The organism is Microbacterium sp. K35 (genome assembly GCF_004794375.1).
Classification (GTDB): Bacteria; Actinomycetota; Actinomycetes; order Actinomycetales; family Microbacteriaceae; genus Microbacterium; species Microbacterium sufflavum.
Genome location: NZ_SSDM01000364.1, coordinates 1 through 13,880 on the forward strand (window position 1 = coordinate 1; position 13,880 = coordinate 13,880).

Consider the following 13,880-nt stretch of genomic DNA (forward strand, 5'->3'; position numbering starts at 1 on the left):
CCACGACCCAGCCATCACAACCAGGCCCGCAGGGCAACTTCTCTATCTTAGCCATCCCGTTTCCGTTGTCAAATCGCCGTTCGGCGACCTGCTCGAGGGAACGAGTCAGCACCTTCATCCGGATTGCTCTAACGAGCTCTTCTGGAATCGGGAGGTGTTCGATGCTTGACGGGAGCCGGTCCGAGGACCTCCGCTCAACCGTTTGGGGCGAACAGGTAATAACTTACGTGGATTCCGGGGGTCGGGCAAATCGCCCCATCCGCCCGGGCGTGTCGCACCCCACCCGGTGGATTCCGGCTCGGATCCTACGCAGCGGTCGCCGGGCGACGGGTCCGCGACGCGCGCTCACGTTCTGCTGCAGCATCGAACCATTCGCGCCGAGATGATGCTGCGGACGGAACGGAAGCCCCGGGCGGAGACGAAGAAAGCCGCCGGTGACCCGGCGGCTTTCTTCATGTGTTGTTGTGGACCTAAGGGGATTCGAACCCCTGACCTCCTCGATGCGAACGAGGCGCGCTACCAACTGCGCCATAGGCCCGTGAACGAGTTCTACGTTATCACGATGCGCGGGGTGCTCGTGTCGGCGCAGTCAACCAGCCGCTCGCCGTGCGAGAAGCTCGCGAACGTGCGCCTCGATCTCGGCGTCGTCCACGAAACCCATCCGCGCGTACGGAGAATCCGCCGCGGGTGCGGGGATCGCGACGGGGGGAGCGGGAGCGAGGCGCTCAGCGCGCTTCCGCAGCTCGGCGCGTCGCGCGGCGTCACGTCGCGCCTGCTGCGCATCCATCTCGGCACGCGCGACGTGCGCTCGCGAGCCGGTGACCGAGACCATCGGTTCGGGAAGCGGGCGCGGCGTCCAGGTCGCCCGCCCCTGGTCGTGAAGCTCCGGAGCGACGCGCTGCGCTTCCGCCGGCACCGCGACCCGGGGTCGGCGAGCCGCGCGTACCGCCACCGACGCCATGCGCTGCAGGATCAGTGCGGCGATGAGGGTGAGCGCGCCGCCCACCCACAGGAGCACGGAGGATCCGGCGGCAAGGAGCTGCCATATGCCGAGCCCGGCGGCAACGAGGCCGAGCAGAAGCGTGGACGTCGCAAGCATCCGCGTCCGCCGACGCGCGCGTGCACGCCGGACCGCCGGGTCCGCCTTGGTGGCAGCGAGCTGCTCGCGCAACGCCTCGAGCTCGGCCGCCTCGCGCTGCGACTGCACGCGCTTCGCGAGCTTCTGCTGAGCGAGCACCGTCCGGGCATTGAGCTCGACGTGCACCTCGCTCGGCGTCTCACTGGTCTCTGCCAGCACGCGGAGGGCCTGGTTCAGCCGCACGGCGTTGCGCTCCGCGGCGTTGTACTGGAAGCGTCCGCGCCAGGACGGCAGGAGATAGAGCATCCACAGGAGCACGGCGACGAGCACGATCACTCCCCCGCTCAGCACCGGCCCGTCCATAACGACAACGGTAAGGGCAGCGGGGTGGCGCCGCCGTGCAGCCGGGCGCGTGTCGCGGTGTGTCCGGGCGGAATGGGACTCGATCAGAGCGAGATGCGGTCCGAAGGAGGGACGGCCGCGGCCTCAGGTGGGACCTGACCGCTCAGCCAGCGGGCGAGCACACCCTGGGGCACGTCTTCCCGGGTGAGTGCGAAAGCGTAATGATCGCGCCAGTCGCCATCGATGTGGATGTACCGGCGACGAAGGCCCTCGTACCGGAAGCCGAGCTTCTGCACGACGCGGAGACTCGCGGCGTTCTCGGGTCGGATGCAGATCTCCATCCGATGCAGACCGTACTCCGTGAAGCAGGCGTCGGTCGCGAGGGCGACAGCGGTCGGAGTGATCCCCCGCCCGGCGAACCGCTCGCTGACCCAGTAGCCGATGGTCGCGGAGCACAGGGATCCCCGCGCCACTCCCCACACGTTCAGCTGCCCCGCGATCTCACCGTCGCACTCCATGACGAACGGATAGCCACCGCCGTCACGGTACTGCTGAAGCAGGCGCCGGATGCTGAGGCGCATGTCGAACGACACGGCGCCATGCGGCACTGTCGCCTCCCACGGCTGCAGCCACGACCGGTTCGTCAGCAGCTCGTGCTGAAGCGGCCTGGCGTCCTTGGTCCTGATCAGGCGCAGCTCAACCGGCCCGTGCCGCATCCCCGCCATCATCTCCATGCCGCACCTCGACCGCCCGCGCGATCGCCTAGAGGCGCTCCGCGAAGTCCTTCAGCCAGGGGCGGAGCTCGGCTCCGAGATCATCGCGGTCGGTCGCCAGCTGCACGATCGCCTTGATGTAGTCCACGCGGTCACCCGTGTCGTAGCGGCGCCCGCCGAACACCACGCCGACGACGCCGGGACCGCCCTCGGCCGTCGCGAGCTCCTGCAGCGCGTCGGTGAGCTGGATCTCGCCGCCCTTGCCCGGCTCGGTCCGCTCGAGGATCTCGAAGACGGACGCGGGGAGCACGTAGCGGCCGATGATCGCAAGGTTCGACGGCGCATCCTCCTTGGCGGGCTTCTCGACGAGACCGGTGACCCGCACCGCGTCGGATCCCTCGATCGGCTCGACGGCAGCGGCGCCGTACATGTGGATGCTGTCCGGGTCGACCTCCATGAGCGCGATGACGGCCGCGCCCGTGCGTTCGTGCTGGGCGATCATCTCCGTGAGCAGCGGGTCGCGCTCGTCGATCAGGTCATCACCCAGCAGCACGGCGAACGAACTGTCACCGACGTGCGTGCGGGCACGCAGCACCGCGTGCCCGAGCCCCTTGGGCTCGCCCTGACGCACGAAGTGGATGTCGGCCAGATCGCTCGACTTCATCACGCGCTCGAGCCGACCGGTGTCGCCCTTCTCCATGAGCTTGACCTCGAGTTCGGGTACCGAGTCGAAGTGGTTGGAGATCGCGTTCTTGTTCCGCCCGATGATCACCAGGATGTCCTCGATGCCGGCATCGGCAGCCTCCTCGACCACGTACTGGATCGCCGGCTTGTCCACGACGGGGAGCATCTCCTTCGGCATCGCCTTCGTCGCTGGCAGGAAGCGGGTCCCCAGTCCTGCGGCGGGAATGACGGCCTTGATCTTCTCGTTACCCATCCCCACAGCCTACCGCCGGGCCCCGCCCTAGACTCGGAGCATGTGGAAAGACGTCGAGCACGCCAAGCGAGCCCTTCGGGCAGACCTGCGTGAACGGCGTCAACTCCTCTCCGACCCGCAGCGTGAGGCGGCGGCGAACGCGATCGGCGAACGCCTCGACGCGCTGGTGGATGAGCTCGGCGCACGGTCGATCTCCTGCTTCCTCTCGACCACCACCGAGCCCGGGACGCGCGACTTCGTGACCCGCGCTGTGCGGCGGGGAATCCGCGTGCTGCTGCCCGTCACGCGCGCCGACGGGCTGCTCGACTGGGCGGTCGCCGACGACACCGACGAGGTCGCCGAGGGTCTGCACGGACTGCCGGAGCCGACCGGCGAGGTGCTCGGCCCGATCGCGGTGAACGACGTCGACCTCATGATCGTCCCCGCCGCCGCCGTCGACCGCTCCGGCATGCGCATGGGCTGGGGACGCGGCTACTTCGACAAGACGATCGGCTCCATGGAGAAGTGCCCGCCCGTGTATGCCGTCATCTATGATTCCGAGATACTCGACGCACTGCCGCGGGAGGTGCACGATCAGCCGGTGGACGGCATCGTCACCCCGACGCAGACCCTGAACCTGTCGCCCCGGCGACGCTGAACCGCAAGGACCCCATGCCCACCTACGCCTATGCCTGCACGACGTGCGGGCACCAGTTCGACGCTGTCCAGAGCTTCTCCGACGACGCGCTCACGGTCTGCCCCGAGTGCGGCGGCCCGCTGCGCAAGCAGTACGGCTCCATCGGTGTGACCTTCAACGGCTCCGGCTTCTACCGCACGGACTCGCGTGCCGGAAGTGGCACATCCGCGACGGGTTCGGCATCATCGAAGGCGGGTTCGACGACGGGGGCCAAAACGACCGCCGCATCGACCCCGGCCTCGAACTGAGGTCGAACGATATTTGGGGGTTTCCCGTGATCAAGGGATTCAAAGAGTTCATTCTGCGCGGCAACGTCATCGACCTCGCGGTCGCCGTCGTGATCGGCGGTGCGTTCACCGCCGTCGTCAACGCGATCGTCGCCAGCATCATCAATCCGCTGGTGTCGCTGTTCTTCGTCGCGGACGCAGCGGGGAAGTTCGGCCCGAAGATCACCGGCCTGTACGGGCAGGAGGTCACCTTCCCGATCGGTGACCTGATCACCGCGATCATCAGCTTCCTCGCGGTCGCCATCGTGGTGTACTTCGCCTTCGTGATGCCGATGAACATCTACAAGGAGCGTCGCGCGAAGAAGAACCCGGTCGTCGAGGAGGCCGCCCAGGCCAGCGAGACCGAACTCCTCGCGGAGATCCGCGACCTGCTGCAGAAGCAGCAGCGCGGCGCCTGACACCGGGCCGCGCCCCCACGCGGCACAGAACTCACGACGCACGGCCCTCCCGAGGGCCGTGCGTCTTTCTTGTGTAGGGCACTGCCGTGTCAGTAGTGCGGCGGCACGTCGCGCAGGAGTTGCTCGTCGTTCGGGCCCTTGGCGCCCGCGGGAGCGGTCCGGCGTTCGTCGCCGGTCGCGGTGGTCGCCGCCTCAGGGGCCGTGTCGCTCCCCGGAACCGGTGTCAACCGGGCGCGGCGAGCCCCGGGCACCCGAACCACGCGCTGCCGAGGCTCCGCGTCGCCGCTGTCACTCACGCCCGCGGTCGCCGAGGTCAATGGGCTGCGTGTCGTTCTCGGCCCGAGCCGTCGACTCCGCGATGCCGAGCACGGACGCGATGCGCGTCGCCACGGTGCGCGGGTCGCTGTACAGGTCGAACGCGTGCACGCGCACATAGTGCCACCCGAGGCGGCGGAGCACGTGCGGGCGCAGGCGCAGCGTCTCGCGCAACGATTCGCCGCGCGACTCCGGGTCGGACTCGATCACGACCGCCTTGCCCCGATGCTGCGCCACGAGCGGAAGCAGTCCCCGGTAATCCACGTCGACCGAGGCTCCGAGTCGTCGCAGCTCCCGCGCGAGGGCCAGCGTCAGAGGATCGGCGAGATCCTCCAGACGTGCGTCACGCGCGCGCGTGGCCAGACCGCCCAGGATCGACATGAGGGTGGCGGCGCCGTGCTCCAGCCGACCGTCGTCGAACGCCGACGGTCGGATCGACGACACCAGGACCATCGACCGGCGCGCCCTGGTCATGCCCACGGTGAGCAGACGCTCGCCGTCCGGGGTCGACAGGTCGCCGAAGTCGCTGAGCACCCGTCCGTGCTTGGTCAGACCGAATCCGAGCGAGAAGATCACGCGGTCGCGGCTCTCCGCCACCGACTCCTCGAGCGTCAGGACCGCGAACGGCTCGGCGGTGTCACGGCCCACGAAGTCCGCGACATCCGAGCGACCGGCGAACGCGGAGGTCACCGCCGCGCGCACCCGCTCGGCGTGGCGCGTGCTCGCCGTGACGACCATGAGCGACTCGGCGGGACGGTGGACGGCATGCTCCACCACGAGCGTGACCACCCGCGCGACCTCGGCGTCCGGGCTCTCGACCGCTCCGGAGACGGGGTCGGGAGTGCCTGTTCCCCCCTCCACGTAGTCGACCGTGAGGCTGCCGCGGCCGAGATAGGACCCGGCCCACGGGAGGGAGACGATCTCCCCGCCGTAGAACGCGTCGTTGATGAGCTCCGCGAGGTCCTCACCGCCGGCGCGATAGCTCCGGGTGAGGGTCATCACGGGCAGCAGCTCGGACAGGCGCTCGAAGACCGACACCTCGTCGAACGGGACCTCGGCCTCCCACTCCTCGGACGGATCGACGGCGATGTGGAACGGCGTGGGCCGCTGTGTCACCGGATCACCGAACGCAACCACCTGGCGCGCGCGACGGATCGCCGGGGCGGCCTCCGCGAGATTGATGGCAGCGGCGTCGACCAGCAGCACGGTGTCGAACTCCACCGAGTCAGGGATCTCCGGCACGAGGTACGGCGACGAGATCCACACCGGGGCGAGCACGTCGACCAGGGTCGGCGCCGCGCTCACGACCTCCGCGGTCGTGGTCGACGGCTGGGTCAGCGCACGGCGCAGATGCTGCGACTGCTGCGGCTCGTCGACGATCGCGATACGCCACTGGTTGGCCAGCTGCCACGCCAGCAACGGTCCCGCCATCGCCGCATGCGCCTCGTCCACCAGCCGGAAGTCGCGCTCGAGCCGGTCGACGACGGCCGTGTTCGCGCCCAGCAGGGACCGGTTGTCCTGCAGCGCCCGCTCCAGCAGCGACTGCCACCACGCGAACTCGAGCTCCTCCCCCACCTGGGCCTCGGACACATGTCGCACCGAGAGCTCAGTGAGCAGCGGCTCCAGCCCGAGGAGAGCCAGCTTGTCGCGCAGCTGCGCGCGCTCCACGAGGTTCTCGAACACCTCGGACTTCGCCGCGAGACCCGCCAGCATCCGCACCAGCCGCGCGACAGGCAGGGAGGACAGAGGCTCACGGCGCCCCAGGGCCGCATCCAGTTCCGCCAGCTCCGCCTCGACCCGCTGCCAGGCCACGTAGACGTCGGCGAGCCCGAGCGGGATCTCCGGAGCGACGCCCGCATCGACATAGCGCTGCCACTGCGTGCGCTGCGTCTGGATGCGCAGCAGCGCCTCGTGCATCTCGGTCACGTGCACACCCGGACGCACGTATTCCTTCGCCAGCCGTCGCAGCCGACGACGGTTCGCGCCGGACATCCCCGGCGCATCGCGTCGTGAGCCGTGCGCCTGGATGAGCTCGCCGAGCGGCCGTTCGAACACGGTCGGGCTGAAGCGATCGAGCGTGTCGCGGATGCCCTGCAGCAGGCGGAGGTACTCGCCGAGCTCGTCGATCGTGGCGAAGGGGCGCATGTGCGTCTGTGCGATCAGCTCGTAGCCGCGCTCCAGGAGTGCCGGGACGCTCGTCGCGTGCAGTCGCCCGGCGAGCTCGTGTGCGGCACGGGCGGCCTCGGTGCTGGCGAACGTGACGCCGTACCAGGGAGAGTCGTTGGGCCCGACGCGGAACTCGCCGAGACGAGCCGCGTGCGCGAGGGCCTCGGCTGCGTCCGTCCGATCGGCGGCGAGTCGCCGGAGCGCGTCGATCCCCAGCCTCGCTGTGGTCGAGGGCGGAACCGGAAGGGAGGCGAGGCGGGTGAGATGGCGCGTGGCGTCGAGGACCGAGGCGTCGAGCCCCGGCACGGGTGACGTCAGTGCCTCACGGTAGTCGCGCAGCACAGTGCGGAGCCGGACGAGTGCGTCGTCGACCTCGCTCACCTTCGGCGCCGTCGCCTTCTCGTTGCGGCCGATCGCCTTCACGAGGTCGCGTCGCACGCTGGCGGGCGACACGGCGAGGCTGTCCAGCCCGATGCCGGCGAGACGGTGGCGCACGCCGTCGAGAGTGGACCGTCGCGCTGACACCACGAGCACGCGCTTGCCCGCCCGGACCAGCTCGCCCATGGCGTTGATGACGGTCTGCGTGCCCCCGGTCCCCGGAAGCGTCGCCACAGTCAACGAGTGCCCGGCCGCGATGCGTGCGAGCACCGCCTCCTGTTCGGCGTCGGCATCCAGAAGAAGGTTGTCCGACGCGGGGGCACGATCGTCCGGGCCCGTGTGATGCGGCACCGCCCGGGGCGCAGCGAGCTGTTCGCGATCGCCGACGTGGCCGCCGAGAGCGTTGAGCACGGTGTGGTCGAGGGTTGCGCCATCGCGGGACATGGCGGAACCGACGTCGGCGAAGGTCGATACGACGAGGCGCGGCTCGACGGAGAAGGTGTCGATCGATCGCGTGAGCGCGCGGAGACTGTCGATCACCGGCTGCGGCTTGAAGATGCCGCCGTCGTACGCGAGAGCAGCGAGGGCATCGGCATCGATCGTGAGACCGAAGTGCTCCCTTGCGATGCGCACGAGCTCGGGGTTCACCTCGAAGGCGCCCTGGAGCTTGAGCTCGAAGTCGGTATGGTGACGGCGGATCGCGAGCGGCCGCAGCAGCACGGGCGCGGCGAACCACGCGCCACCGATCCGCCATCGCGCGACACCGACCGCCAGGTGCACGGCCTCGATGCCACGGACCGTGCGCAGCTCGGTGTTCTTCGCGGTGATGCGCTCGGCCGCGAGTCGGGCGGTGCGCAGTCCCACCTCGTCGCGGAAGAGGTTGGACAGCAGCGTGGACTTGCCGGTGATGAACTGCGGGAGGCTGCCGGGGTGGGCCTTGGAGATGTCGATGCCGGACTCCGGCCCGTCACGGAAACTGGTGAGCGGGGAGGGACCTCCGAGATCAGCCGCCTCCGCCTTCAGCCTCGTCCGCTCGGCCTCGGCGGCATGCGCGATGTCCACGCCGGTCGAGGTCTCGTGGAGGTCGCCGAGAGGCACAGCGGTCTCCGCCGCCGTGCCGTCCGCAGACTTCCCTTCACGTCGCCACACACTCACACCCTAGGCGCGCGACCGCCGGAGGCCGGTATCCCTGGCGGGTTTCCGCCGAAAATCCGCGCGTCCGTCCGGCGTTCACCCTCCCTCCCCCGCCAAGGCCTCGGCTCAGGTTCTCCACGGTCCGTGAAACGCCACGAGCGCAGCATCATCCTCATCGGCCGCGCCCACCAGGATGGTGCCATGAGCTTCCGCTACGACTTCGCCCCGACGCCGTTCGGCGATGCCCTCGCCGTGTTCTCCGACGAGGGCATCGTGCGCTTCGACCTCTCCGAGTCGCAAGACCCGAGCGTCCCCTGGCTGCTGGAGGGGGTGTCTCGGCAGCTGGGCGCCGTTCCCGCCCCTGCCCCCGGCGCCGCCGACGAACTGGCGCAGCTGCTCCTCGACTACTTCGACGGCGATCCGGTGCGGTTCGACACGCACCTGCGCATCGACTGGCGACTCACGGACGGCTTCGCGCGGCGAGCGCTGCAGACCATCTGCGAGATCGAGTGGGGGCAGACCATGAGCTATGGGGAGGTCGCGATCCTCGCCGGCCACCCCGGAGCGGCCAGAGCGGTCGGCACCGCCTGCCGCGTCACACCCTTCTCCATCATCGTCCCGGTCCATCGTGTGGTGCGGTCCGACGGATCACCGGGCCAGTACGGCGCACACCCCGACCGCAAACGATTCCTCCTCGACCTCGAGTCGCACTGAGCCTCCCGACCCCACGCACCCGACCCCGCAGGGAGGTGGACCCGGCGAGTAGGCCGCCGGGTCCACCTCCCCGTTCCGCCGAGGCGACGGGGTCTCTAGTGGTCCACCGCCTTCTCGGCACCGAAGCCGGTGAGGGAACGGACCTCCATCTCCGCAGCGAGCTCGGGCGACTCGCGTCGGGTGCTCGTGACCGTGCCGAGCCAGCCGAGGAGGAAGCCCAACGGGATGGAGACGATTCCCGGATTGTTGAGTGGCCACACCGCGATGTCGATGCCGGGGATCATCGACGTCGGCGTCCCAGAGAAGACCGGAGACAGGACGATCAGCAGGATCGCCGAGCCCAGGCCGCCGTACATGCTCCACACCGCGCCACGCGTGGTGAACCTCCGCCAGAACAACGAGTAGAGGATCGTCGGCAGGTTCGCCGACGCCGCGACGGCGAAGGCGAGCGCCACCAGGAACGCGATGTTCTGCCCCTGAGCGCCGATACCGCCCACGATCGCGAGGATGCCGATCACGATGACCGTGCGACGGGCGACGCGCACCTCGCCGTTCGGATCGGCCTCGACCGGGTTCCCCGCGGCATCCTTGCGTCCCTTCTGGATCACGTTGGCATAGATGTCATGGGCGAACGACGCCGCAGCCGTGATGGTCAGCCCGGCGACCACCGCGAGGATCGTGGCGAACGCGACGGCCGAGATGAAACCGAGCAGCACGGGGCCGCCGAGCTGCAGCGCCAGGAGCGGTGCCGCCGAGTTCACCCCACCGGGTGCTGCCGCGATCACCTCCGCTCCGACGAGCGCGCCGGCGCCGTAGCCCAGTACCAACGTCAGCAGGTAGAAACCGCCGATGAGCCAGATGGCCCACACCACAGACCGCCGCGCCTCCTTGGCCGTCGGCACCGTATAGAACCGCATGAGCACATGCGGCAGACCGGCGGTACCGAGCACCAGGGCCATGCCGAGGGAGAGGAAGTCCCACGGATTCGCCCCGTACTGCAACCCGGGCGCGAGCACCGCGTCACCCTTGTCGGAGTTGGCGACCGCAGCCTCAAGCAGCGTGTTGAGGCTGAACCCGTTGAGCGCGAGCACCCAGATCGTCATCCCGAGAGCGCCGCCGATGAGCAGGACCGCCTTCACGATCTGCACCCACGTGGTTCCCTTCATCCCGCCGATCAGGACGTACACGATCATGAGGATGCCGACCACCGCGATCACGATCGACTGTCCGACGCGCCCGTCGATGCCGAGCAGCAGCGAGACGAGCCCGCCGGCGCCGGCCATCTGCGCGAGCAGGTAGAAGAAGCACACCGCCAGGGTGGTGATGGCCGCCGCCATGCGCACCGGGCGCTGCTTCAAGCGGAACGACAGCACATCCGCCATCGTGAACTTCCCGGTGTTGCGCATGAGCTCGGCCACCAGCAGGAGCGCGACAAGCCAGGCCACGAGGAACCCGATCGAATAGAGGAAGCCGTCGTACCCGTTGATGGCGATCGCACCGCAGATGCCGAGGAAAGACGCGGCGGACAGATAGTCGCCGGCGATCGCGAACCCGTTCTGCGGCCCCGTGAACGAACGCCCCGCCGCATAGTAGTCCGCCGCCGTCTTGTTGTTCCTGCTCGCGCGGATGACGATGAACAGGGTCACCGCCACGAAGGCCAGGAAGATCGAGATGTTGAAGACCGGATTGATCTCGAGGGCGACGGTGTCGGTAGCCGTCCGAATACCGATCATGCGTCGGCCTGCGCCTTCTCCAGTTCATCCCTGATCTCGGTCGCCAGCGGATCGAGTCTGCGATTTGCAAATGCGACATATGCCATGGTGATCGCGAATGTCGTGACGAATTGTCCCAGTCCGAAGAGCAGACCGACCGTGATATCGCCCCACACCCGCTGCGCCATGAAGTCGCGCGCGAATGCGGCCAGCAGCACATAGACGAAGTACCAGACCAGGAAGAAAGCAGCCAACGGGAAGATGAACGATCTCTGCGTTCGCTTCAGCCGGACGAATCGCGGAGACTGTTCGACGGCGACGTAGTCGATCGCTCCGCTCTGAGGGGTCGGTTGATGGTCGTTCATGGGGCCTCCTTGCCACATGTCCCGTGCTCGCGCGGCTCGATCCGCCCGAATGGTAGGGTCGACGCTACGAAACGGGGAACGGCGCCGTCACCCCCGAAAGTAGGTATTCCGTGACCTCTCCGATCGCCGCTGAGACCGAGGCGGATCTCGTCGCCAATGCGGTGCGCGAGCTCGCACGACGCACACGGTTCCCCGTGGCCTTCGGCGGTCTCGTGGAAGAGGGCGTGGTGAGCGTCACCAGCATCGTCGGGGCCCGCACCCGGTCGCTCGACGGGCTGCGCGTCCGACCGGAACGGGGTCTCGGCGGGCGCGCCATGATGGAGTTGCGGCCGCGCATGACCAGCGACTACGGCTCCTCACGGCAGATCACGCACGACTACGACGTCTTCGTCCTCGGCGAGGGGCTGCGCACGCTTCTGGCCCTGCCCATCGTGGTGCAGGGACGCTCGCGCGGCGTTCTGTACGCCGGCGCCTGGGACCACGCGCAGGTCGGCGGGGTGACCACGGCGCCCGCCATGCAGGTGGCGCAGTCGGTGGCGGACGAGCTCCGCATCAGGGACGAGGTGCAGCGGAGGCTCCGTGCGGCGACGGAAACGCCGCCGACCGTCGCGGCGCCGCAGCGCGAGGAGCTGCGTGAGAGCTTCGCCGAACTGCGCAGCATCGCCGCCGCGGTCGAGGACGTCGATGTGCGCGCGCGTCTGGCTCAGGTGGAGCGGCGTCTGCTCACCCTTGCCGGTGAGACCGTGCCGCCCACCACCGCCCCGGTGCCGGTGGTGCACCTCTCCCCTCGGGAGACGGATGTGCTCGCGTGCGCGGCGCTCGGCGCGACGAATGCCGAGATCGCCGCGCAGCTCGGCCTGAGAGAGGGAACGGTCAAGGCATATCTGGGGACCGCGATGTCGAAGCTCGATGCTTCGACGAGGCACGCCGCCGTGACGAAGGCACGCCGCGCCGGTCTCCTCCCCTGAACTGCTTCTCTCTCCGGCCGAGCGACCGTGAATTATTGCTGCGTTTGCGTGCCGCAGGTACAGTCGCATTCATGGCGAGAAGAATTGTGCATCAACTGGTCGACGATATCGACGGCAGCGTCCTGGAGGTCGGTGAAGGCGAGACCGTGCATTTCTCGTTGAACGGAACGTCCTACGAGATCGATCTGAACGCGGCGCACGCGGAGGAATTGCGCGCCGCACTCGAGCCGTATATCTCCGCGGGCCGCCGCGCCGGGAGCGGATCATCCGCGCCGTCGCGCTCGAGTTCCACCCGGAAACGGCCGGCACGCAACCCCGAAGTCGCGGCAATCCGCGCGTGGGCGAATGAGAACGGCTACACGCTCTCAGAACGCGGGAGGATTCCCGCCCCCATCCTCGAAGCCTACAAAGCGGCCCAGTGACACGGTCCCGCCCCACCTCACGGTCGGGCGGGATCTTCTTTTGCGCCGCCCGTCGCCCACGGCTCATCGCGGAGGGTGATCTCCTCCGTCATGTCCTTCAGGAAGCGGATCACGACATCACGCTCGGCCGAAGACAGCCGAGCGGCTGCATAGAAGCGCTTCGCCTGCTGTCGGCCGACGGTCTCCATCGCGGCGTGCCGCGTCTCCGGCGTGATGGTGATGGCGAGCGCACGACGATCGGTCGGATGAGGCGACCGCCGGATGTGCCCGCCCTTCTCCAGCCGGTCGAGGAGCTTGGTGGTCGCCGCCGTGGACACGCCCAGGTGATGCGCGATGCCGCTGGGGGTCGCGACCATCGCACGGTTGGCACACACGATCAGATAGTGCAGCGCACGCATGTCGGTCTCGTTGAGCTGCATGTATCGCCGCGAGGCCTGCGACAGCCGCTGCTCGGCGTCTCGAAGATCGCTCAGCGCCTCCATGACGAGAGCGATCTGGCGCAGATCCTCCGGGGGCACCCCGGTGCGATCGATCAGTGTGCTGCGCGGGTCGCTCGCGTCGACGTGGTAGATCGATCCGTGACTCAGCCCGTCTGCGCTCTCCGTCGAGGCCGATTCAGCGGAGGAGTCCGCGGCCACAGCCGCCCCGGAGCGCAGGGTGGTGCGGGGCTCGGTGTCCATGCGATCATGTTACACACGAACAGATTCATGCTAAGTTGATATTTCACCAAGTTAGCTAAAGGACGGGGAAGTCATGCAACAGGTCACGCTCCTCGCGGAAGACGGGACAGCCGTCGGCGTCCTTCCCAAGCACGAGGTCCACACGTTCGACACCCCCCTCCATCTGGCCTTCTCGTGTTACGTCCTCGACCCGTCCGGGCGCGTCCTCGTCACGCGGCGCGCCCTGACCAAGCGCACCTGGCCCGGCGTCTGGACCAACAGCTTCTGCGGACACCCTCAGCCCGGCGAGGACATGGCAGACGCGGTGCGGCGGCACGGCCTGCACGAGCTCGGCCTCCGGGTCGACCAGGTCCGCCTCGTCCTCCCCGACTACCGCTATCGCGCCGTGGATGCGAGCGGCATCGTCGAGAACGAGATCTGCCCCGTGCACGTCGCCGTGCTCGATCACGATCCCGTCGCCAACCCGCAGGAGGTGTCGGAATGGGCCTGGGTCGACCCGACGGCGCTGGCCGAGGCCGTGGCCCTCGCCCCGTTCGCGTTTAGCCCGTGGATCGTCGAGCAACTGCCACGCCTCCGCAGCCTCGGTGAGGTCTGA

General features: G+C 68.7%; 15 protein-coding genes and 1 tRNA gene. 7 read left to right on the forward strand and 9 right to left on the reverse strand.

Annotation, left to right across the window (positions count from 1 at the left end; translation table 11 throughout):
- Positions 1-465: 465 nt before the first annotated feature.
- From DW299_RS15045 to galU, 4 genes are all read right to left on the reverse strand, one after another.
- A tRNA-Ala gene (locus tag DW299_RS15045) sits at positions 466-538 on the reverse strand.
- Positions 539-589: 51 nt separating this feature from the next.
- Positions 590-1,441, reverse strand: coding sequence for a hypothetical protein (locus DW299_RS15050; protein ID WP_136037063.1), 852 nt, complete (start codon positions 1,439-1,441; stop codon positions 590-592).
- A gap of 83 nt (positions 1,442-1,524) precedes the next feature.
- On the reverse strand, positions 1,525-2,136 hold the full coding sequence (locus tag DW299_RS15055) for a GNAT family N-acetyltransferase (protein ID WP_136031613.1): 612 nt from the start codon (positions 2,134-2,136) through the stop codon (positions 1,525-1,527).
- A gap of 46 nt (positions 2,137-2,182) precedes the next feature.
- A complete protein-coding gene (gene galU, locus DW299_RS15060) occupies positions 2,183-3,070 on the reverse strand; it encodes a UTP--glucose-1-phosphate uridylyltransferase GalU (protein ID WP_136031593.1) in 888 nt (295 codons plus the stop codon).
- A gap of 40 nt (positions 3,071-3,110) precedes the next feature.
- On the opposite strand from galU, the gene DW299_RS15065 reads away from it, so the two are divergent.
- The 3 genes from DW299_RS15065 to mscL are packed head-to-tail and all read left to right on the forward strand — an operon-like array spanning position 3,111 to position 4,431.
- Positions 3,111-3,707, forward strand: coding sequence for a 5-formyltetrahydrofolate cyclo-ligase (locus tag DW299_RS15065; RefSeq protein WP_136031591.1), 597 nt, complete (start codon positions 3,111-3,113; stop codon positions 3,705-3,707).
- A gap of 14 nt (positions 3,708-3,721) precedes the next feature.
- Positions 3,722-3,994 carry an FmdB family zinc ribbon protein gene (locus DW299_RS15070; RefSeq protein ID WP_136031589.1) on the forward strand — a complete coding sequence of 91 codons (273 nt, stop codon included), beginning with the start codon at positions 3,722-3,724 and terminating at the stop codon, positions 3,992-3,994.
- A 26-nt stretch (positions 3,995-4,020) separates the two neighbouring features.
- On the forward strand, positions 4,021-4,431 hold the full coding sequence (gene mscL, locus DW299_RS15075; protein ID WP_136031587.1) for a large conductance mechanosensitive channel protein MscL: 411 nt from the start codon (positions 4,021-4,023) through the stop codon (positions 4,429-4,431).
- Positions 4,432-4,520: 89 nt separating this feature from the next.
- Here mscL and DW299_RS15080 read toward each other — a convergent pair whose 3' ends face one another.
- Together DW299_RS15080 and DW299_RS15085 are read right to left on the reverse strand one after the other, a co-directional pair.
- Positions 4,521-4,727: a hypothetical protein gene (locus DW299_RS15080; protein WP_136031585.1), complete on the reverse strand. Its 207-nt coding sequence runs from the start codon at positions 4,725-4,727 to the stop codon at positions 4,521-4,523.
- Positions 4,720-8,388 (reverse strand): ATP-binding protein, encoded by a 3,669-nt coding sequence (locus DW299_RS15085; protein WP_136031583.1) that lies wholly within the window; start codon positions 8,386-8,388, stop codon positions 4,720-4,722. The genes DW299_RS15080 and DW299_RS15085 overlap by 8 nt, the downstream gene beginning before the upstream one ends.
- Before the next feature lie 237 nt (positions 8,389-8,625).
- On the opposite strand from DW299_RS15085, the gene DW299_RS15090 reads away from it, so the two are divergent.
- The gene (locus DW299_RS15090; protein WP_136037077.1) at positions 8,626-9,138 is read left to right on the forward strand and encodes a methylated-DNA--[protein]-cysteine S-methyltransferase; all 513 of its coding nucleotides are present in this window, start codon (positions 8,626-8,628) and stop codon (positions 9,136-9,138) included.
- Positions 9,139-9,233: 95 nt separating this feature from the next.
- Here DW299_RS15090 and DW299_RS15095 read toward each other — a convergent pair whose 3' ends face one another.
- The gene (locus tag DW299_RS15095; RefSeq protein WP_136037064.1) at positions 9,234-10,871 is read right to left on the reverse strand and encodes a monocarboxylic acid transporter; all 1,638 of its coding nucleotides are present in this window, start codon (positions 10,869-10,871) and stop codon (positions 9,234-9,236) included.
- Complete coding sequence (locus tag DW299_RS15100) at positions 10,868-11,215, reverse strand: DUF485 domain-containing protein (protein WP_136037065.1); 348 nt, start codon at positions 11,213-11,215, stop codon at positions 10,868-10,870. The genes DW299_RS15095 and DW299_RS15100 overlap by 4 nt, the downstream gene beginning before the upstream one ends.
- A 110-nt stretch (positions 11,216-11,325) precedes the next feature.
- Between DW299_RS15100 and DW299_RS15105 the strand changes: the two genes are divergently transcribed.
- Positions 11,326-12,183: a LuxR C-terminal-related transcriptional regulator gene (locus DW299_RS15105; protein WP_136037066.1), complete on the forward strand. Its 858-nt coding sequence runs from the start codon at positions 11,326-11,328 to the stop codon at positions 12,181-12,183.
- A gap of 71 nt (positions 12,184-12,254) precedes the next feature.
- On the forward strand, positions 12,255-12,605 hold the full coding sequence (locus DW299_RS15110) for a histone-like nucleoid-structuring protein Lsr2 (protein ID WP_136031573.1): 351 nt from the start codon (positions 12,255-12,257) through the stop codon (positions 12,603-12,605).
- A 17-nt stretch (positions 12,606-12,622) separates the two neighbouring features.
- Here DW299_RS15110 and DW299_RS15115 read toward each other — a convergent pair whose 3' ends face one another.
- A complete protein-coding gene (locus tag DW299_RS15115) occupies positions 12,623-13,285 on the reverse strand; it encodes a MarR family winged helix-turn-helix transcriptional regulator (protein WP_240744571.1) in 663 nt (220 codons plus the stop codon).
- Between the two features lie 73 nt (positions 13,286-13,358).
- Between DW299_RS15115 and idi the strand changes: the two genes are divergently transcribed.
- Positions 13,359-13,880 carry an isopentenyl-diphosphate Delta-isomerase gene (gene idi, locus DW299_RS15120; RefSeq protein ID WP_136037067.1) on the forward strand — a complete coding sequence of 174 codons (522 nt, stop codon included), beginning with the start codon at positions 13,359-13,361 and terminating at the stop codon, positions 13,878-13,880.